This is a genomic window from Haloferax sp. Atlit-48N, from assembly GCF_003383015.2.
Classification (GTDB): domain Archaea; phylum Halobacteriota; class Halobacteria; order Halobacteriales; family Haloferacaceae; genus Haloferax; species Haloferax volcanii.
The window spans coordinates 1940689-1957059 of sequence record NZ_CP137689.1; the positions used below are offsets into that span (position 1 = coordinate 1940689).

General features: G+C 64.6%; 28 protein-coding genes and 2 tRNA genes. 28 read left to right on the forward strand and 2 right to left on the reverse strand.

Annotation, left to right across the window (positions count from 1 at the left end):
- Nucleotides 1-17 precede the first annotated feature (17 nt).
- From DEQ67_RS10410 to DEQ67_RS10420, 3 genes are all read left to right on the forward strand, one after another.
- Nucleotides 18-302 carry a DUF7130 family rubredoxin-like protein gene (locus DEQ67_RS10410; protein WP_115891485.1) on the forward strand — a complete coding sequence of 95 codons (285 nt, stop codon included), beginning with the start codon at nucleotides 18-20 and terminating at the stop codon, nucleotides 300-302.
- Nucleotides 303-378: 76 nt separating this feature from the next.
- Nucleotides 379-633, forward strand: coding sequence for a hypothetical protein (locus DEQ67_RS10415; protein ID WP_115891484.1), 255 nt, complete (start codon nucleotides 379-381; stop codon nucleotides 631-633).
- Nucleotides 634-813: 180 nt separating this feature from the next.
- Nucleotides 814-1104, forward strand: a complete 291-nt coding sequence (locus tag DEQ67_RS10420; protein ID WP_004062412.1) for a hypothetical protein — start codon at nucleotides 814-816, stop codon at nucleotides 1102-1104.
- A 541-nt stretch (nucleotides 1105-1645) separates the two neighbouring features.
- On the opposite strand, the gene DEQ67_RS10425 is transcribed toward DEQ67_RS10420, so the two are convergent.
- Together DEQ67_RS10425 and DEQ67_RS10430 are read right to left on the reverse strand one after the other, a co-directional pair.
- Nucleotides 1646-1716: transfer RNA gene (locus tag DEQ67_RS10425), tRNA-Gly, on the reverse strand.
- A 12-nt stretch (nucleotides 1717-1728) separates the two neighbouring features.
- Nucleotides 1729-1799, reverse strand: a tRNA-Gly gene (locus DEQ67_RS10430).
- A gap of 289 nt (nucleotides 1800-2088) precedes the next feature.
- Between DEQ67_RS10430 and DEQ67_RS10435 the strand changes: the two genes are divergently transcribed.
- Genes DEQ67_RS10435 through secY form a run of 25 tightly spaced genes read left to right on the forward strand, consistent with a single transcriptional unit; the run spans nucleotide 2089 to nucleotide 16367 of the window.
- A complete protein-coding gene (locus tag DEQ67_RS10435) occupies nucleotides 2089-2931 on the forward strand; it encodes a putative RNA uridine N3 methyltransferase (RefSeq protein WP_004062413.1) in 843 nt (280 codons plus the stop codon).
- 4 nt (nucleotides 2932-2935) lie between these two features.
- Nucleotides 2936-3952 carry a 50S ribosomal protein L3 gene (locus DEQ67_RS10440; RefSeq protein WP_004062414.1) on the forward strand — a complete coding sequence of 339 codons (1017 nt, stop codon included), beginning with the start codon at nucleotides 2936-2938 and terminating at the stop codon, nucleotides 3950-3952.
- Nucleotides 3953-3955: 3 nt separating this feature from the next.
- On the forward strand, nucleotides 3956-4702 hold the full coding sequence (gene rpl4p / locus DEQ67_RS10445) for a 50S ribosomal protein L4 (RefSeq protein WP_115802880.1): 747 nt from the start codon (nucleotides 3956-3958) through the stop codon (nucleotides 4700-4702).
- Entirely contained in the window at nucleotides 4699-4950 is a 252-nt protein-coding gene (locus DEQ67_RS10450; RefSeq protein WP_004042614.1) for a 50S ribosomal protein L23, read from the forward strand. Before rpl4p ends, DEQ67_RS10450 begins: the two co-directional genes overlap by 4 nt.
- A 2-nt stretch (nucleotides 4951-4952) precedes the next feature.
- Entirely contained in the window at nucleotides 4953-5678 is a 726-nt protein-coding gene (locus DEQ67_RS10455; protein WP_004042612.1) for a 50S ribosomal protein L2, read from the forward strand.
- Nucleotides 5679-5680: 2 nt separating this feature from the next.
- Nucleotides 5681-6103, forward strand: coding sequence for a 30S ribosomal protein S19 (locus DEQ67_RS10460; RefSeq protein ID WP_004042610.1), 423 nt, complete (start codon nucleotides 5681-5683; stop codon nucleotides 6101-6103).
- 3 nt (nucleotides 6104-6106) lie between these two features.
- Nucleotides 6107-6568: a 50S ribosomal protein L22 gene (locus tag DEQ67_RS10465; protein ID WP_004042608.1), complete on the forward strand. Its 462-nt coding sequence runs from the start codon at nucleotides 6107-6109 to the stop codon at nucleotides 6566-6568.
- A complete protein-coding gene (locus tag DEQ67_RS10470) occupies nucleotides 6568-7479 on the forward strand; it encodes a 30S ribosomal protein S3 (protein WP_004062416.1) in 912 nt (303 codons plus the stop codon). Before DEQ67_RS10465 ends, DEQ67_RS10470 begins: the two co-directional genes overlap by 1 nt.
- A complete protein-coding gene (rpmC, locus tag DEQ67_RS10475) occupies nucleotides 7480-7692 on the forward strand; it encodes a 50S ribosomal protein L29 (protein WP_004062417.1) in 213 nt (70 codons plus the stop codon). It begins immediately after the preceding gene.
- The gene (locus tag DEQ67_RS10480; RefSeq protein ID WP_004042600.1) at nucleotides 7692-8123 is read left to right on the forward strand and encodes a ribonuclease P protein component 1; all 432 of its coding nucleotides are present in this window, start codon (nucleotides 7692-7694) and stop codon (nucleotides 8121-8123) included. Before rpmC ends, DEQ67_RS10480 begins: the two co-directional genes overlap by 1 nt.
- Nucleotides 8114-8458, forward strand: a complete 345-nt coding sequence (locus DEQ67_RS10485; protein WP_013035359.1) for a 30S ribosomal protein S17 — start codon at nucleotides 8114-8116, stop codon at nucleotides 8456-8458. Before DEQ67_RS10480 ends, DEQ67_RS10485 begins: the two co-directional genes overlap by 10 nt.
- On the forward strand, nucleotides 8458-8856 hold the full coding sequence (locus DEQ67_RS10490; protein ID WP_004042597.1) for a 50S ribosomal protein L14: 399 nt from the start codon (nucleotides 8458-8460) through the stop codon (nucleotides 8854-8856). Before DEQ67_RS10485 ends, DEQ67_RS10490 begins: the two co-directional genes overlap by 1 nt.
- 1 nt (nucleotide 8857) lies before the next feature.
- Nucleotides 8858-9214, forward strand: a complete 357-nt coding sequence (gene rplX, locus DEQ67_RS10495) for a 50S ribosomal protein L24 (protein ID WP_004042593.1) — start codon at nucleotides 8858-8860, stop codon at nucleotides 9212-9214.
- On the forward strand, nucleotides 9211-9954 hold the full coding sequence (locus DEQ67_RS10500; RefSeq protein WP_115802882.1) for a 30S ribosomal protein S4e: 744 nt from the start codon (nucleotides 9211-9213) through the stop codon (nucleotides 9952-9954). Before rplX ends, DEQ67_RS10500 begins: the two co-directional genes overlap by 4 nt.
- On the forward strand, nucleotides 9951-10469 hold the full coding sequence (locus DEQ67_RS10505) for a 50S ribosomal protein L5 (protein ID WP_004042589.1): 519 nt from the start codon (nucleotides 9951-9953) through the stop codon (nucleotides 10467-10469). Before DEQ67_RS10500 ends, DEQ67_RS10505 begins: the two co-directional genes overlap by 4 nt.
- A complete protein-coding gene (locus DEQ67_RS10510) occupies nucleotides 10466-10642 on the forward strand; it encodes a 30S ribosomal protein S14 (RefSeq protein WP_004042587.1) in 177 nt (58 codons plus the stop codon). The genes DEQ67_RS10505 and DEQ67_RS10510 overlap by 4 nt, the downstream gene beginning before the upstream one ends.
- A 3-nt stretch (nucleotides 10643-10645) precedes the next feature.
- On the forward strand, nucleotides 10646-11038 hold the full coding sequence (locus tag DEQ67_RS10515) for a 30S ribosomal protein S8 (RefSeq protein WP_004042581.1): 393 nt from the start codon (nucleotides 10646-10648) through the stop codon (nucleotides 11036-11038).
- 4 nt (nucleotides 11039-11042) lie between these two features.
- A complete protein-coding gene (locus DEQ67_RS10520; RefSeq protein WP_004042575.1) occupies nucleotides 11043-11579 on the forward strand; it encodes a 50S ribosomal protein L6 in 537 nt (178 codons plus the stop codon).
- Complete coding sequence (locus DEQ67_RS10525) at nucleotides 11579-12286, forward strand: 50S ribosomal protein L32e (RefSeq protein WP_004042573.1); 708 nt, start codon at nucleotides 11579-11581, stop codon at nucleotides 12284-12286. Before DEQ67_RS10520 ends, DEQ67_RS10525 begins: the two co-directional genes overlap by 1 nt.
- Nucleotides 12286-12741: a 50S ribosomal protein L19e gene (locus DEQ67_RS10530; protein ID WP_004042571.1), complete on the forward strand. Its 456-nt coding sequence runs from the start codon at nucleotides 12286-12288 to the stop codon at nucleotides 12739-12741. The genes DEQ67_RS10525 and DEQ67_RS10530 overlap by 1 nt, the downstream gene beginning before the upstream one ends.
- Nucleotides 12741-13295, forward strand: a complete 555-nt coding sequence (locus DEQ67_RS10535) for a 50S ribosomal protein L18 (protein WP_004062419.1) — start codon at nucleotides 12741-12743, stop codon at nucleotides 13293-13295. The genes DEQ67_RS10530 and DEQ67_RS10535 overlap by 1 nt, the downstream gene beginning before the upstream one ends.
- Nucleotides 13292-13936 carry a 30S ribosomal protein S5 gene (locus DEQ67_RS10540; protein WP_008605703.1) on the forward strand — a complete coding sequence of 215 codons (645 nt, stop codon included), beginning with the start codon at nucleotides 13292-13294 and terminating at the stop codon, nucleotides 13934-13936. Before DEQ67_RS10535 ends, DEQ67_RS10540 begins: the two co-directional genes overlap by 4 nt.
- Nucleotides 13936-14400: a 50S ribosomal protein L30 gene (locus tag DEQ67_RS10545; protein ID WP_004062421.1), complete on the forward strand. Its 465-nt coding sequence runs from the start codon at nucleotides 13936-13938 to the stop codon at nucleotides 14398-14400. Before DEQ67_RS10540 ends, DEQ67_RS10545 begins: the two co-directional genes overlap by 1 nt.
- Complete coding sequence (locus DEQ67_RS10550) at nucleotides 14397-14894, forward strand: uL15m family ribosomal protein (protein ID WP_004042560.1); 498 nt, start codon at nucleotides 14397-14399, stop codon at nucleotides 14892-14894. Before DEQ67_RS10545 ends, DEQ67_RS10550 begins: the two co-directional genes overlap by 4 nt.
- Nucleotides 14895-14897: 3 nt before the next feature.
- Entirely contained in the window at nucleotides 14898-16367 is a 1470-nt protein-coding gene (gene secY, locus DEQ67_RS10555; RefSeq protein ID WP_004062422.1) for a preprotein translocase subunit SecY, read from the forward strand.
- Nucleotides 16368-16371 lie beyond the last annotated feature (4 nt).

Genomic DNA, 16371 nt, shown 5'->3' on the forward strand with positions numbered 1-16371 from the left:
CGTGCGTATGCGACACTATGGCAATAAAGACACCTGCGCGACCGACCGAGCCGGCGCAACCGCTCGACGACGAACGAGCGCGGTGGGAGGCCGTCGAGACGACCGCCGAGACGGCGTCTCGAGCGGTTCGACCGCGGACCGTCGTCGAACATCAGCGACTGCCCGAGAAGGACTTCGGCGAGGCGCGACTCGTCTGGCGCTGCGACGACTGCGGCGAACTCGGCTCGCTGACGGCGTTCCCGTCGGCGTGTCCCGACTGCGGCGCGGGTCGCGAGGCGCTGTTCTACTTCACCGAGGACTGACCCGCTTCCCTCGGTCGACGGCGGCCGGCCATCGGCCGACCGCGACCGTTTTCCCGCCGGGCGACGACCGCCGGGTATGTATCTCTCTCACCCCGTCCGCCGGATGCGCGACGACCCGCTCGACGACGAGGTCGCGGCACTCCGCGTCGAACCCGCCGACGACGACGCCCGCACCGCGCTCGAAAGCCGCGTCGAGTCCCTCGGCGGCAGCCTCGAACGCGAACTCCAGTTCGGCGGCATCGTAGTCTCGCTCGCTGAGTCGGCCGTCTCCGACCTCTGCGAACTCGACGGTATCGAGCGAATCGAGACGATCGATACGCTCGGGTACTGATTCTTCGCCCACGCGTGCGGGGCCGGCGTCCCTCGGGGCGAATGGTGTCAACTCTTTAGTGTGTTCTCTGCGGAGGTGGCGTATGGTCCCTCTCCCTTCCCGCGCCGCTCCATCCGGATTCGGCGTACTGCTCGCCGGCTTCGCGACTGTGATTCCCCTCGCGGTGTTCCCGACGGAACCGTGAGCGTGCTCGCCGACTTCGGGGGCGTTCCCCTGCTCGTCGCGTACCTGTTGCTCCTCGCAGGCACGGCCATCCAGCACCGGCGCGGGAAACTCTCCGGCACGCGGGCGGTTCTCCTCGTCGGGATGTGTCTCACGTGGCTCTCGTACGCCCTCTTACAGGTGACGCAGTCCGGGACCGTGCCGACGGGAACGCCGCTCAACTACGCCCTCGACGCGCTCGCCGTCGTCGTCCTCGTCGTCGGCGTGGCCGCGATGGGCTGGTGGTGGCGGGCGCGGGACGAAGCGTGAGTTTTCGGGACGCGTCGGTGACTGAGTCGAGTTCAGAGAGAAGTGCGTCGGCTGGGAGTTCACCGAACACTGTGGGGTGAACTCAGGAGCACCGGCGAGGCCAGCGGCCGAGTCGGTGAGACGGGATTTGAACCTCAGTCGCTCTGCTCACTCCGTTCGCGTCGCTCCCTGATTCAAACCCCAGCGTCCAGCATTCACAACTCACAGTCCGAGCGACACGCACAGCGGTCGCTCGGAAGGTAGGTTCGTTGTAGAAGTGCGTCGGCTGGGATTTGAACTCCACTCGCTCACTCGCGTTCGCTCGCTAGTTCAAATCTCAGCGTCCCGCACGCAGCCTCGCAAGACCGAGAGACACAGAGGTCTCTCGGAGGTTTGTGTTCGGCAGAAGTGCGTCGGCTGGGATTTGAACCGAACCCAGACGTGCTCGCTCACTTCGTTCGCTGTGCGCGACTGGTCGGGTTCAGAATCCCTCTTGGCCGCACTTCTTCACTCCACGGAAACTCGGAGTCCGGCGACTCCTCGTTTGGTTCCGTTCAGAAAGTGCGTCGGCTGGGATTTGAACCCAGGTTGTGACCATGGCAAGGTCACGTGATACCACTACACTACCGACGCATGTGGTGGAAGTGCGCTGGCTGGGATTTGAACCCAGGTTGTGACCATGGCAAGGTCACGTGATACCACTACACTACCAGCGCATTCCGTGTGTATCGTGGCGTGCTGCTGCGTTACTCGATAGTGTCGGGTTGATAAATAAGACTTGCGAAACGGGGGAGAAATCGGGCGACGGCGCGCCACCTGCTACCACGTGAGATTCGCCTTCGACGACCTGTCGCCGGCCGTGTAATTATGTACCACGCGACGTTCGCCAATCCCCCGCAAACTGGGTCGTGGGACGCTCTATCACCCCAGAATGGATTCGCTACTCTTTTAGGTAGGCCCCCGGTAGAAACGCCACAGTCTAGACGAGACGAGGATGAACCCGGCATGAAACTCAGCGTACTCGTGCCGTCCTCACTCGTCCGGGAAGCCGAAGACAAACGCGAGGCAACTCGCAAACTCGGCTACGTCGCCCGCGCGGCGGCGGTCTTCCGGGCGAACGAACTCGTCGTCTTCCCCGACGAAGACGGCGAGAACAACTGGGGCGGCGAGTTCGTCGAAACCGTACTTCGGTACGCCGCGACGCCCCCCTACCTCCGCAAAGAGGTCTGGGGCAAGCGCGACGAACTCCGCTACGCTGGTATCCTGCCGCCCGTTCTCGTCGCGTCTACGACCGCGGACGACTCCGACGAGTCGCCCGCGTTGCGAGAAGGAATCGTGACCGAGGTCGGACCTGACGACCGCGTTCGGGTCAATTGCGGAATGCAACACCCGATCTCCCTGTTCGTCCCTCCCGGGATGGACCTCACAGAGGGAGAGCGCGTCGCTGTCAGGATCTCTTCGCGAGAACCGGTCCGTGCGCGGATCGTCGACGAGCCCCTCCCGGGCTTCGACGTATCCCGCATGGACCTCACGGAAGCACTCGGCAGGCCGGATGCGGGCGTGCGAATCGCCACGTCTCGCTATGGCGAACCGCTGTCGGTCCCCACATTGGGCGACTTGACGGCCCGCATCACCGATGCCGGCGGCATGACCGTCGTCTTCGGGTCGCCGGGCCGTGGGCTTCCGGACATGCTCGGGATGCCTCCCGAGGATGTTGCAGACGTCGAACCTTCCGTTGGTCCGGGGTTCGACCTCTGGCTCAATACGATTCCGCGACAGGGCAGCGAGGTCGTGCGAACGGAGGAAGCGATGTTCGCCTCCCTCGCCTCCCTGACACTCACGGAGTGAATCCATGCCACAACCAAGCAGACCACGAAAAGGCTCGATGGGCTTCAGCCCGCGCAAGCGAGCAGTCAAGGAGGTTCCACGCATCAAGTCGTGGCCGTCCGACGACGGCTCCCCAGCGCTGCAGGGCTTCGCCGGTTACAAGGCCGGTATGACCCACGTGATGATGGTCAACGACGAGGCAGACTCCCCCCGCGAAGGAATGGAGGAGTCCGTCCCGGTGACCGTCGTCGAGACGCCGCCGATGCGCGCCGTCGCCCTTCGCGCCTACGAGCAGACGCCGTACGGTATGAAGCCGCAGACCGAGGTCTGGGCGGGCGAGTTCCACGACGAACTCGACCGCGTCCTCGACCTGCCGGCAGAAGACACGTTCGACTCGGACGCCGACGCGCTTCGCGAGGCCGTCGAGGCCGGCGAAGTCGATGACCTTCGCGTCATCACGCACACGGTGCCTTCCGAGCTCGCGAACGTGCCCAAGAAGAAGCCCGACGTGATGGAGACTCGCGTCGGCGGCGGCTCCATGGTGGAGCGCGCCGACTTCGCCCTCGACCTCGTTGCCGAGGGCGGCGAACACGAGATGTCCGACGTGTTCCGCGCCGGCGAGTACCTCGACGCCGCGGGTGTCACGAAGGGTAAGGGTACGCAGGGTCCCGTCAAGCGATGGGGCGTCCAGAAGCGTAAGGGCAAGCACGCCCGCCAGGGCTGGAGACGCCGTATTGGCAACCTCGGCCCCTGGAACCCGTCCCGTGTCCGCTCTACGGTTCCGCAGCTCGGTCAGACCGGTTACCACCAGCGCACCGAACTCAACAAGCGCCTCATCGACCTCGGTGAGGGCGACGACGCCTCCGTCGAAGGTGGCTTCGTCAACTACGGCGAGGTCGACGGCTCGTACGCGCTCATCAAGGGCTCGCTGCCGGGCCCCAACAAGCGCCTTCTGCGGTTCCGCCCGGCCATCCGGCCGAACGACCAGCCGCGCCTCGACCCCGAGGTGCGCTACGTCTCTACCGCATCGAACCAGGGTTAAACCATGCAGGCAACTATCCGAGACCTGAACGGCGACGACGCGGGCAGCATCGACCTGCCCGAGGTCTTCGAGACGGCTTACCGTCCGGACCTCATCAAGCGTGCCGTCATCGCCGCGCAGGCAAACCGAAAACAGCCGTACGGTGCCGACCCCTACGCCGGACTTCGAACCCCGGCAGAGTCCATGGGCAGCGGCCGTGGGATGTCCCACGACCCACGCCAGAACGGCGTCGCCCGACGCGTCCCGCACGCCGTCTCCGGCCGTCGCGCTCACCCGCCGAAGGCCGAGAAGGACCAGGGGAAGGAGATCAACACGAAGGAGCGTAAGCTCGCCGTCCGCTCGGCGCTCGCCGCCACGACGGACCCCGAGCTGGTCGCCGAGCGCGGTCACCGCTTCGACGACGACGTCGAACTCCCCCTCGTCGTCTCCGACGACTTCGAGGACCTCGTCAAGACGCAGGAGGTCGTCGACCTCCTGCAGTCGCTCGGCGTCTACGACGACATCGAGCGCTCCGAGGAGAACAAGAAGGTCAAGAGCGGCCAGGGCAAACTCCGCGGTCGCAAGTACACCCGTCCGAAGTCCATCCTCTTCGTGACGGCCGACGAGCCCTCGAAGGCGGCTCGCAACCTCGCCGGCGTCGACGTCGCCACCGCGGCGAACGTCTCCGCCGAGGACCTCGCGCCCGGCACCCACGCCGGTCGCCTCACGCTGTTCACCGAGAGCGCGCTCGAGGAGGTCGCAGAACGATGAGCATCATCGAACACCCGCTGGTCACGGAAAAGGCGATGAACCAGATGGACTTCGACAACAAGCTCCAGTTCATCGTCCACATCGACTCGACGAAGTCCGACGTCAAGTCGGAAGTCGAGTCGCGCTACGACGTGACCGTCGAGAAGGTCAACACGCAGGTCACGATGAAAGGCAAAAAGAAAGCAACAGTTCGTCTCTCTGAAGACGACGACGCGCAGGAAGTCGCGTCGCGTATCGGGGTGTTCTAACCATGGGACGCCGAATTCAGGGCCAGCGTCGCGGTCGCGGTACGTCCACGTTCCGGGCGCCGTCGCACCGCTACAAGGCCGAACTGTCGCACAAGAAGTCCGAAGACAAAGACACCATCTCGGGGACGGTCGTCGGCATCGAGCACGACCCCGCACGCAGTGCGCCCATCGCCCTCGTCGAGTTCGAGGACGAACAGCGCATGATTCTCGCGCCCGAGGGCATCAGCGTCGGCGAAGAGCTTCAGATCGGCGTCTCCGCCGAGATCAAGCCCGGCAACACGCTGCCGCTCGCCGAGATTCCCGAGGGTGTTCCCGTCTGTAACGTCGAGCACCAGCCCGGCGACGGCGGGAAGTTCGCCCGCGCCTCCGGCGTGAGCGCGCAGCTGCTCTCGCACGACCGCAAGGTCGCTATCGTGAAGCTCCCGTCGGGCGAGGTCAAGCGCCTCAACCCCAACTGCCGAGCCACCATCGGCGTCGTCGCCGGTGGCGGCCGCACGGAGAAGCCGTTCGTCAAGGCAGGGAAGAAGTACCACAAGATGAAAGCGCGCGGTATCAAGTGGCCGCGCGTGCGTGGTGTTGCTATGAACGCCGTCGACCACCCGTTCGGTGGCGGCGGCCGGCAGCACCCCGGTCAGCCGAAGTCCGTCTCGCGGAACGCTCCGCCGGGCCGGAAGGTCGGTGACATCGCCTCCAAACGCACCGGTCGCGGTGGCAAGGGAGGTAAGTAACCATGAGTACGCAATACCGCACCGGCCGCGAAGGTGAGTTCACCTACCGCGGCTACACGCTCGACGAGCTGCAGGAGATGGAGCTCGACGAGGTCGCGGAACTGCTCCCCGCTCGTCAGCGGCGAACCATCACCCGAGGCCTGTCGGCCGAGCACGAGAAGCTGCTCGCGAAGGCTCAGGACAAGACGGAAGAGGAGACGGCCAACGCGCCCATTCGAACGCACCTGCGCGACATGCCGATTCTCCCCGAATTCGTCGGTCTCACCTTCGCCGTCTACACCGGTCAGGAGTTCGAGCGCACCCAGATTCAGCCCGAGATGATCGGTCACTACCTGGGCGAGTTCCAGCTGACCCGTAGCTCGGTCGAGCACGGTCAGGCCGGTATCGGCGCGACCCGGTCTTCGAAGTTCGTGCCCCTCAAGTAAACCATGGGAATCAACTACAGCGTCGAGGCCGACCCGGACACCACGGCCAAGGGTATGCTCCGGGACCGGCCCATCAGCATCAAGCACAGCAAGGCCATCTCCCGAGCCATCAAGGGGATGCCCGTCGCCGACGCAGAGGAGTACCTCGAAGCCGTCATCGACGGCGAGCGGTCGGTTCCGTTCAAGCAGCACAACTCCGGCGTCGGTCACCGAAGCGACATCGACGGCTGGGACGCGGGACGGTATCCCGAGAAGGCGTCCAAGGCGTTCCTCGAACTCCTTGAAAACGTTCGCAACAACGCGACCGAACAGGGCTTCGACGGACCGGCCATGGAGATCAAGCACGTCGCCGCCCACAAGGTCGGCGAGCGTCAGGGTCGCAAGCCCCGTGCCTTCGGTCGGGCGGACCCGTGGAACACCCCAATCTGTGACGTCGAACTCATCATCGAAGAGGTCGAGGAATAATGGCTGACGAACACCAATTCATCGAGAACGGACTGCAGCGGTCCCAGATCGACGAGTTCTTCGCAGAAGAACTCGGTCGAGCGGGCTACGGCGGCATGGACGTCGCCAAGACGCCGATGGGCACCCAGATCGTGCTCAAAGCCGAAAAGCCCGGGATGGTCATCGGGAAAGGCGGGAAGAACATCCGTAAGGTCACCCGCGAACTCGAAGAGCGATTCAACCTCGACGACCCCCAGATCGACGTGCAGGAAGTCGACGAGCCGGACCTCAACGCCCGGATCGTCGCCGACCGCCTCGCCAACGCGCTCGAGCGCGGCTGGTACTTCCGTAAGGCGGGCCACACGACCATCGACCGCATCATGGACGCCGGCGCCCTCGGTGCCGAAATCGTCCTCTCCGGTAAGGTCACGGGCGCTCGCTCCCGCGTGGAGAAGTTCAACCGCGGCTACATCAAGCACAACGGCGAGCCCGCACAGGAGATCGTCGACGAGGGCCAGGGCGTCGCAGTCATGAAGCTCGGCACCATCGGCGTGACGGTCAAGATCATCCCGCCGGGTGCCCGCCTCCCCGACGACTTCGAAGTCGAGGAAGACGCCAACCCCGACGCGGTCGAACAGATCGAAGAGACCGAAAGCGTCGAGGACCTCCTCGAAGAGGAGCCGGAAGAGGTTCCGGACGTCTCCGAGGACGCCGACGCCGACGCCGAGACGGACGCCGTCGACGAAGACGTCGTCGAGGAAGCGGCCGTCGAAGCCGTCGAAGAGGAAGTCGTCGACGATGCCGACGACGAGGAAGCGGTCGAGGAAGTCGTCGACGACGACGAAGAACTCGACGAAGACGTCGCCGAAGAGGCGGCCGACCTCGTCGCGGAGATGGAAGACGAAGACGACGACGAAACGGAGGAAGAATAAATGGCGATCCTCTACACCGAAGAGATTCGCGACATGACGCCCGCAGAGCGCACCGCCGAGCTCGAAGAGCTCGAGACGGAGCTGCTCAACGCGAAGGCCGTGCAGGCCGCGGGTGGCGCGCCGGAGAACCCCGGTCGCGTCTCTGAACTGAAGAAGACCATCGCCCGAATCAAGACGATTCAGGGCGAAGAAGGCGACCTCGACGAAGAATAATGCCACTGACACCCGAGACCCTCACGCGACACGAACTCAACGGCCTCCACGTGGAGGTCGTCGACGCGGCGAACCCCGACCTCGTCGGAATAGCCGGTCGCATCGTCGTCGAGACGATGCACACGTTCATGGTCGACGACGGGTCTCGGGTGCGGCAGGTGCCAAAGCGAGGGGCGACCTTCGAATTTGCGATTCCGCGTACAGATGAAGCCGCCGACGCTGCGAAGGCGTCGGGGACCGCGTCCAAACTTCGGTCGGATACTACTGGCGGATTTGATGCCAGTCAGTCTGATCGGCTCGCCGACTCATCATCGGCGGCTTCCCCCTCGGGGAATTGCGAGGGCGTGGCCTACGTTACGGTGGATGGCGCACAACTGCTCTCACGACCCGCCCTGCGCACCGAAACTACTGGTGACTCGAAATGGCGATAGGACTTGACGTTCCAATGCCTCCGGAACCTGACGATTCCGAGGCTTACGACTACGAAAAATGTCCGTTCTACGGCTCGCTCTCCGTCCGGGGTCAGACCCTGGAGGGGACGGTCGTCTCGACGGACATGGCAAAGACCGTCATCGTCGAGCGGGAGTACGACGTATTCGTTCCGAAGTACGACCGCTACATGAAGCGACGTTCCCGCATCCCGGCACACGTGCCGGGCGTGCTCGACGACGTCGCTGTCGGTGACGAAGTAACGATTGCGGAGACCCGACCTCTCTCGAAGACGAAATCTCACGTCGTCGTCGAGATTATGGGAGGTGACGAGTGATGGAAGCGCTCAAAGCGGACATCACCAAGGGTGTCGCCCGTGGCTCGCTGGTCACGTGCGCCGACAACACCGGCGCTCGTGAACTGAAGATTATCAGCGTCGCGGGTTACTCCGGCACGAAGAACCGCCACCCCAAGGCAGGCATCGGGGACAAGGTGACCGTCTCGGTCACCAAAGGTACCCCCGAGATGCGCCGCCAGGTGCTCGAAGCGGTCATCGTCCGCCAGCGGAAATCCATCCGCCGGCCCGATGGCACGCGTGTGAAGTTCGAGGACAACGCCGCCGTCATCATCGACGAGATGGAAGAGCCTCGCGGGACCGAAATCAAGGGTCCCGTCGCACGCGAAGTCGCCGAGCGCTTCGGGAGTATCGCATCGACGGCTACGATGATCGTATAGTATGACTCGACAACCGCGCAAACAGCGAACCCAGATTCGCGACGCGCCGCTCCACGAGCGGCAAAAGCAGGTCCGCGCACCGCTGTCGGCCGACCTCCGCGAGGAGTACGGCAGCCGTAACGTCCGCGTCAACGCGGGCGACACGGTCGAGGTGCTCCGCGGCGACTTCGCCGGCGAAGAAAGCGAAGTCACCGAGGTCGACCTCACCGACGCCGTCATCTACGTCGACGGTGTCGTCGTTGAGAAAGCCGACGGCGAGGAGGTCCCACGCCCCCTTCAGGCCAGTAACGTCCGCGTGACGGAACTGGACCTCGAAGACGACGTGCGCGAGGCCCGACTCAAGGAGGATAACGAATGACTCGACACCAGAAGCGACTGTCCGTACCGAAGTCCTGGCCGGTCGAGCGCAAGACAGGCACGTTCACGGTCAAGGCCGGAGCGGGTCCGCACGGCGAGGCGGGGGTTCCCCTCATCATCGTCCTGCGCGACGTGCTCGGCTACGTTGACTCGAAGAAGGAGGCCCAGTACGCCCTCAACCACCAGAGCATTCTGGTCAACGGCGACGTGGCCTCCGACGTCCGCCGTCCCATCGGGATGTTCGACATCCTGGCGTTCGTCCAGCGAGAGGAGTACTACCGCGTCTTCCCCGACGAGGGAGGCCGCCTGGCGCTGACGCCCATCGACGCCGACTCGGCATCCAGCCGTCTCGGCAAGATTGTGAACAAGACGCAGGTCAGCGGTGGCGACTTCCAGCTGACGCTCCACGACGGAGCGACCCTCGTCGTCGAGGACGCCTCGGAGTACAGCGGCAAGGACTCCATCGTCGTCGACAACGAGACGAAGGATGTCGTCGCGCACTTCCCCTACGAGGAAGGCGCGCTCGTCACGGCCGTCAACGGCCAGCACGCCGGCGAAATCGGCGAGGTCACCGAGATCATCGTCACGCCCGGCAGCGGAAACAACTCCGTTGTCGTCGAGACCGAAGACGGCGAGTTCGAGACGGTCGAACAGTACGTCGTCGTCATCGACGAGAACTTCACGGGTTCGGACGACGAGTCCGAAGCACGTCAGGCTGCTGACGGCGGTGATGACGAATGAGCGAGGCTGACTTCCACGAGATGCGCGACCCGCGCATCGAGAAGGTCGTCGTCCACATGGGCGTCGGCGAAGGTGGTCGCGAACTCGCCAAGGCCGAAGACATCCTCGAAGAGATCACCGGTCAGGAGAGCGTTCGCACGATCTCCGGCCGCGCCTCCCAGGACTTCGGCGTTCGCCGCGGCGAACCCGTCGGCGCGAAGGTCACCCTTCGCGGTGACACCGCCGTCGAGTTCCTCGAAACCGCACTCCCCATCGCGGACCTCTCTGTCTCGTCGTTCGACGAGACCGGCAACTTCGGCTTCGGCGTCGAAGAGCACACGGAGTTCCCGAGCCAGGAGTACGACCCGCAGATCGGTATCTACGGGCTGGACGTGACGGTCAACCTCGTCCGCCCCGGCTACCGAGTGAAAAAGCGCGACAAGCGTTCCCGTCAGATTCCGTCGTCCCACCGGATGACCGTCGAGGACGCCGTCGCGTTCATCGAGTCCACGTTCGACGTGGAGGTTGAAGAATGAGCGATAGCGAAACAGAACAGACGGGCGAGCACGCGTCCCGCCGCACCGGCCAGGAGAACGAGTGCCGGCGCTGCGGTCGAAAGCAGGGACTTGTCAGCAAGTACGACATCAACCTGTGCCGCCAGTGCTTCCGAGAGATCGCCCGCGAGATGGGATTCAAGAAGTACCGATAAGCAATGGCTGACAACGACCCACTCAGTAGCGCGCTCTCCGGTGTGGACAACGCCGAGAGCGTCGGACACCTGTCCCACGAGATCCAGCCCGCCTCCAACATCATCGGCTCCGTCCTCGAGGTCTTCTACGACCGCGGGTACATCGACGGCTTCGAGTTCGTCGACGACGGCAAGGCCGGTCTGTTCGAGGTTGAACTGAAAGGCGCAATCAACGATTGTGGCGTCGTCAAGCCCCGGTATTCCGCCGGAGCCGACGACTTCGAGAAATGGGAGAAGCGATTCCTCCCCGCCCGTGACTACGGCGCGCTCATCGTCACGACGAGCCACGGCGTCATGAGCCACTACGAGGCCCGCGAGAAGGGCATCGGTGGCCAGATCATCGCCTACGTCTACTAGTACAATGAGCCGAATAGAAATCGAAATCCCGGACGAGGTATCCGCCGAGGTCAAGAACCTCGAGCTCACCATCGAGGGCCCCAACGGAAGCGTCACCAAGCGCCTCTGGTACCCGAACGTCTCGGTCTCCGCCGAAGACGGCGCTGTCGTCATCGAGAGCGACGTCGAGAACGCGAAGACCAACGCGACCATCGGTACCTTCGAGAGCCACGTGAACAACATGCTTCACGGCGCGACCGAGGGGTGGGAGTACAAGATGGAAGTCCACTACGCTCACTTCCCGATGCAGGTCAGCGTGGAAGGCAGCGACGTGGTCATCAAGAACTTCCTCGGCGAGAAGTCCCCGCGACGAGCGCAGATTCGCGGCGACACGGACGTACAGGTCGACGGCGAAGAACTCACCCTGACGGGCTCCAACAAGGAGGACGTCGGGCAGACCGCCGCCGACATCGAACAACTCACCCGCGTCAAGGACAAGGACACTCGCGTGTTCACCGACGGCGTGTACATCACCCAGAAACCGCAGACTGGTGATGCCTAATGTCGGAAGAAATCACCGAACTCGAAGACATCAGCGGCGTCGGCCCGTCGAAGGCCGACGCACTTCGCGAAGCCGGCTTCGAGAGCGTCGACGACGTACAGGCCGCGAGCCAGTCCGAACTGGCCGAGGTCGACGGCATCGGGAACGCGCTCGCCGCGCGTATCAAAGCCGACGTCGGTGGCCTCGAGGTCTCCGACGAGGCCGAGGCCGAAGTCGAAGACGAGTCCGAAGCCGAGCCTGAGGAAGAGGAAGCCGAAGCAGTCGAGACGGAGCTTCAGCCCCGCGGTCACGCGGACAAGAAGCCCCAGCTCGACGACGAAACCGCGGAAGCCCTGGCGCAGAAGCGCCGCGAGGGCAAGCCGCAGTTCAACCGGCAGGACTACCACAAGAAGAAGCGCACGCCCACGTCGTGGCGTCGCCCCCGTGGTGGTCTCTCCAAACAGCGTATCGGCATCAAGGGCAAGGGCGCCAAGGTCGAGGCGGGCTACCGCACGCCGAAGGCCGCCCGCGGCCTTCACCCGTCGGGCTTCGAGGAGGTCCGCGTGTTCAACACGGACGACCTCGAAGGCATCGACGGCGATACGCAGGCAGTTCGCATCGCCTCCTCGGTCGGCGCGCGCAAGCGCGAGCGCATCGAGGAAGCGTGTGAGGACCGCGAGATTCGCGTCCTCAACCCCACCTACGTCGAAGTCGAGGTGGATAACTGATGACGGACCTCAAAGCGCAGAAGCGAATGGCGGCCGACGTCCTCGACGTCGGCAAGAGCCGAGTGTGGTTCGACCCCGAAGAACAGGCCGAAATCGCGGAGGCCATCACGCGCGAAGACATCCGTGAACTCGTCGACGAGGGCACGATTCGCGCCAAGGACGCCAAGGGCAACTCGAAAGGTCGCGCACGCGAGCGCGCCGCCAAGCGTTCCTACGGTCACCGCAAGGGTGCCGGCTCCCGCAAGGGCCGTTCCGGCGCTCGACAGAACAAGAAGGACGCATGGGTCAGCCGAATCCGCGCCCAGCGCCGTCGCCTGAAGGAGCTTCGCGAGGACGGAACGCTCGACCGTTCCCAGTACCGCACGCTCTACAACAAGGCGTCCGGTGGCGAATTCGATAGCGTGGACCGGCTCGAAGCATACATTCAGAACAACTACCAGGTGGAGATTCAATAATGGCGACCGGACCACGATACAAGGTTCCGATGCGGCGTCGCCGCGAAGTCCGGACCGATTACCATCAAAGGTTGCGCCTGCTGAAATCGGGCAAGCCCCGCCTCGTTGCTCGCGTGAGCAACAAGCACGTCAGGGCGCAGCTGGTCACTCCGGGCCCGCAGGGCGACGAGACCCACGCTGCAGCGACCTCTGCCGACCTCGACGAGTACGGCTGGGAAGCCCCCACGGGCAACCTCCCGAGCGCGTACCTCACGGGGTATCTGGCAGGTAAGCGGGCGCTGGCCGCCGGCGTCGAGGAAGCGGTCCTCGACATCGGCCTCAACACGGCCACGCCCGGAAACAAGGTCTTCGCGGTGCAGGAGGGTGCTATCGACGCTGGCCTCGAAATCCCCCACAACGATGCAGTACTCGCTGACTGGGACCGCAACCGCGGTGTCCACATCGCCGAGTACGCAGAGCAGCTCGACGAGCCGCTCTACAGTGGAGAGTTCGATGCCACGAACCTCCCCGACCACTTCGACGAAGTGCTCGGGAACCTTCAGGAGGACGAATGAGCAGCAATAACAACGGCTGGGAGCCGCGAACGCGGCTCGGCCGCATGGTGCAGAACGGCGACGTCACGTCGATGGACCAGGCGCTCGAGACGGGACTTCCGCTCAAGGAACCCCAGCTCGTCGACCAGCTCCTTCCCGGACTGGACGACGAGGTGCTCGACATCAACATGGTCCAGCGCATGACCGACTCCGGCCGCCGGGTGAAGTTCCGGTGTGTCGTCGCAGTCGGGAACCGTGACGGCTACCTCGGCTACGCTGAGGCCCGCGACGACCAGGTCGGCGGTGCCATCCAGAAAGCCATCGAGGTGGCGAAACTGAACATCATCAAGGTAGACCGCGGCTCGGGGTCGTGGGAAGACCGCGCAGGCGGCCTCAACTCCCTCTCGCGCAAGGCAGAGGGGAAGGCCGGCTCCGTGACGGTCCGTATCATCCCCGCCCCGCAGGGTCTCGGCCTCGCGGCCGCAGAGACCGTCCGGAACATCCTCGAACTCGCCGGCGTCCAGGACGCCTGGACCAAGAGCGACGGGAACACCCGGACCACGGTCAACCTCGCGAAGGCGACCTACAACGCACTCAAGAACGCGTCGCAGTCCCGTACTCCGCAGCGCGCTCGTGAAGTCCGTCAGGAGGTGCGCGAATAATGCAGGCTATCGTTCAGCTTCGCGGTGAGGTCAACATCGCACAGGACGTCCGCGACACGCTCACGATGCTCAACATCCACCGCGTGAATCACGCGACGTTCGTGCCCGAGACCGACGCCTACCGCGGGATGATTTCGAAGGTCAACGACTTTGTCGCGCACGGCGAGCCGAGCGTCGACGTCGTCGAGACCCTCATCAGCACGCGCGCCGAGCCCGAGGAGGGCGACGGCGACATCACCGACGAGTGGGTCTCCGAGAACACCGACTACGACGACGTGGCTGCGCTCGCGCAGGCCATCGTCGACGAGGAGACGACGCTGCGAGAGCAGGGCGTCTCCCCCGTGCTTCGTCTGCACCCGCCGCGCGGCGGCCACCGCGGACAGAAGCACGTCACCAAGGAAGGCGGCCAGCTCGGTAAGCACAGCACCGAACAGATCGACGAACTCCTGGAGGACATGCGATGACGTCCAAGAAGCGACGCCAACGCGGTTCCCGCACGCACAGCGGCGGTACGCACAAGAACCGACGCGGTGCCGGTCACCGCGGCGGTCGCGGCCGCGCCGGACGCGACAAACACGAGTTCCACAACTACGAGCCGCTCGGCAAGCACGGCTTCAAGCGACCGGACGTCCTGCAGGACGACGTCGCTGAAGTCAAGGTCCAGAAGCTCGACGAGGACGCGGCGCTCCTCGCGGCCGACGGAGTCGCCGAGAAGGACGGCGACACCTACGTCATCGACGCCCGCGACGTGGCCGAGGACGGCTGGGAAGCGGACGTCGTGAAGGTGCTCGGCGGCGGGCAGGTTCGCAACGAACTGCACGTCGTCGCCGACGCCTTCACGGCCGGTGCCGTCGAACTCATCGAAGAGGCCGGCGGCGACGCCGAACTCTCCGAACGCGCGGAAGAAGCGGCTGAAGCCGAGGAATCGGCCGACGCCGACGAAGACGACGAGGAATAAATCATGGGATGGAAGGACGCCGCCGAACCAGTGCTTTCGCGGATGCCCGCAGTCGCCCGACCGGAGGGACACGTTCCGTTCCGCCGGAAGCTCGGGTGGACCGGCGGCATTCTCGTCTTGTACTTCTTCCTGACGAACGTGACGCTGTTCGGCCTCGACGCCGCGACCGCGAACGACCTGTTCGGTCAGTTCCGGTCCATCTTGGCCGGCCAGCAGGGTTCGGTGCTCCAGCTGGGCATCGGTCCCATCGTCACCGCGAGCATCGTTCTACAACTGCTCGGCGGTGCTGACCTGCTCGGGCTCGACACGGACAACAACCCGCGCGATCAGGTCCTCTATCAGGGACTGCAGAAGCTGCTCGTCGGGGTCATGATCTGCCTGACGGGCCTGCCGATGGTGTTCGCCGGCAACTTCCTGCCGGCCGACCAGGCCGTAGCGACATCGCTCGGTATCGGCACGGTCGGCGTGAAGGGACTCATCTTCGCGCAGATCGCCGTCGGTGGCGTCCTCATCCTCTTCATGGACGAGATCGTCAGCAAGTGGGGCGTCGGATCCGGGGTCGGCCTGTTCATTATCGCCGGCGTCAGCCAACAGCTCGTCGGCGGGCTGTTCAGCTGGCAGGGCCTCGGCGGCACGTCGGGCTTCTTCGCGACGTGGATCGGCATCATCACCGGTGCCATCGAACTACCGGCCTCGCCGACCGACCTGCTGTCGACGGTCTTCCTCGGTCAGGGACAGCTGCTCGCGCTCATCACGACGTTGCTTATCTTCGGCATCGTCGTCTACGCCGAGAGCGTCCGCGTCGAGATTCCCCTCTCGCACGCCCGCGTGAAGGGTGCCCGCGGCCGCTTCCCGGTGAAGCTCATCTATGCGAGCGTCCTGCCGATGATCCTCGTTCGCGCCCTGCAAGCGAACATCCAGTTCCTCGGGCGCTTCCTCAACTCCTCGTGGGTCGGCATGCCAGCGTGGCTCGGCCAGTACACGAGCGGACAGGTCACAGGTGGCCTGTTCTACTATCTCGCGCCCATCCAGTCGCGGTCCGACTGGATGTGGTTCCTCGGACTCACGTCGGCCGACCCGCTCGATATCGCCATCCGCGTGCTCATCGACCTGATCTTCATGATCGTCGGTGGCGCGGTGTTCGCGATATTCTGGGTCGAGACGACGGGAATGGGTCCGGAATCGACCGCGCAGCAGATTCAGAACTCCGGGATGCAGATTCCCGGGTTCCGCCGTAACCCGCAGGTCATCGAGAAGGTCATGGAGCGGTACATCCCGCAGGTGACCGTCATCGGTGGCGCGCTCGTCGGCCTGCTCGCCGTCATGGCGAACATGCTCGGCACCATCGGCGCAGTCTCCGGGACGGGGCTGCTCCTTACGGTCTCCATCACGTACAAGCTGTACGAGGAGATCGCGGAGGAACAGCTCATGGAGATGCACCCGATGATGCGCAACATGTTCGGCTCCGAGTAGCGAG

Bases quoted from the DNA above. Each gene is read 5' to 3' on its own strand.
- DEQ67_RS10415 (WP_115891484.1), top strand. From the start codon at position 379: ATGTATCTCTCTCACCCCGTCCGCCGGATGCGCGACGACCCGCTCGAC.
- DEQ67_RS10440 (WP_004062414.1), top strand. From the start codon at position 2,936: ATGCCACAACCAAGCAGACCACGAAAAGGCTCGATGGGCTTCAGCCCG.
- DEQ67_RS10470 (WP_004062416.1), top strand. From the start codon at position 6,568: ATGGCTGACGAACACCAATTCATCGAGAACGGACTGCAGCGGTCCCAG.
- DEQ67_RS10455 (WP_004042612.1), top strand. From the start codon at position 4,953: ATGGGACGCCGAATTCAGGGCCAGCGTCGCGGTCGCGGTACGTCCACG.
- DEQ67_RS10520 (WP_004042575.1), top strand. From the start codon at position 11,043: ATGAGCCGAATAGAAATCGAAATCCCGGACGAGGTATCCGCCGAGGTC.
- rpl4p (WP_115802880.1), top strand. From the start codon at position 3,956: ATGCAGGCAACTATCCGAGACCTGAACGGCGACGACGCGGGCAGCATC.
- DEQ67_RS10515 (WP_004042581.1), top strand. From the start codon at position 10,646: ATGGCTGACAACGACCCACTCAGTAGCGCGCTCTCCGGTGTGGACAAC.
- DEQ67_RS10530 (WP_004042571.1), top strand. From the start codon at position 12,286: ATGACGGACCTCAAAGCGCAGAAGCGAATGGCGGCCGACGTCCTCGAC.
- rpmC (WP_004062417.1), top strand. From the start codon at position 7,480: ATGGCGATCCTCTACACCGAAGAGATTCGCGACATGACGCCCGCAGAG.
- DEQ67_RS10500 (WP_115802882.1), top strand. From the start codon at position 9,211: ATGACTCGACACCAGAAGCGACTGTCCGTACCGAAGTCCTGGCCGGTC.
- DEQ67_RS10410 (WP_115891485.1), top strand. From the start codon at position 18: ATGGCAATAAAGACACCTGCGCGACCGACCGAGCCGGCGCAACCGCTC.
- DEQ67_RS10535 (WP_004062419.1), top strand. From the start codon at position 12,741: ATGGCGACCGGACCACGATACAAGGTTCCGATGCGGCGTCGCCGCGAA.
- DEQ67_RS10480 (WP_004042600.1), top strand. From the start codon at position 7,692: ATGCCACTGACACCCGAGACCCTCACGCGACACGAACTCAACGGCCTC.
- rplX (WP_004042593.1), top strand. From the start codon at position 8,858: ATGACTCGACAACCGCGCAAACAGCGAACCCAGATTCGCGACGCGCCG.
- DEQ67_RS10450 (WP_004042614.1), top strand. From the start codon at position 4,699: ATGAGCATCATCGAACACCCGCTGGTCACGGAAAAGGCGATGAACCAG.
- secY (WP_004062422.1), top strand. From the start codon at position 14,898: ATGGGATGGAAGGACGCCGCCGAACCAGTGCTTTCGCGGATGCCCGCA.
- DEQ67_RS10525 (WP_004042573.1), top strand. From the start codon at position 11,579: ATGTCGGAAGAAATCACCGAACTCGAAGACATCAGCGGCGTCGGCCCG.
- DEQ67_RS10540 (WP_008605703.1), top strand. From the start codon at position 13,292: ATGAGCAGCAATAACAACGGCTGGGAGCCGCGAACGCGGCTCGGCCGC.
- DEQ67_RS10490 (WP_004042597.1), top strand. From the start codon at position 8,458: ATGGAAGCGCTCAAAGCGGACATCACCAAGGGTGTCGCCCGTGGCTCG.
- DEQ67_RS10435 (WP_004062413.1), top strand. From the start codon at position 2,089: ATGAAACTCAGCGTACTCGTGCCGTCCTCACTCGTCCGGGAAGCCGAA.
- DEQ67_RS10510 (WP_004042587.1), top strand. From the start codon at position 10,466: ATGAGCGATAGCGAAACAGAACAGACGGGCGAGCACGCGTCCCGCCGC.
- DEQ67_RS10485 (WP_013035359.1), top strand. From the start codon at position 8,114: ATGGCGATAGGACTTGACGTTCCAATGCCTCCGGAACCTGACGATTCC.
- DEQ67_RS10550 (WP_004042560.1), top strand. From the start codon at position 14,397: ATGACGTCCAAGAAGCGACGCCAACGCGGTTCCCGCACGCACAGCGGC.
- DEQ67_RS10465 (WP_004042608.1), top strand. From the start codon at position 6,107: ATGGGAATCAACTACAGCGTCGAGGCCGACCCGGACACCACGGCCAAG.
- DEQ67_RS10505 (WP_004042589.1), top strand. From the start codon at position 9,951: ATGAGCGAGGCTGACTTCCACGAGATGCGCGACCCGCGCATCGAGAAG.
- DEQ67_RS10545 (WP_004062421.1), top strand. From the start codon at position 13,936: ATGCAGGCTATCGTTCAGCTTCGCGGTGAGGTCAACATCGCACAGGAC.
- DEQ67_RS10460 (WP_004042610.1), top strand. From the start codon at position 5,681: ATGAGTACGCAATACCGCACCGGCCGCGAAGGTGAGTTCACCTACCGC.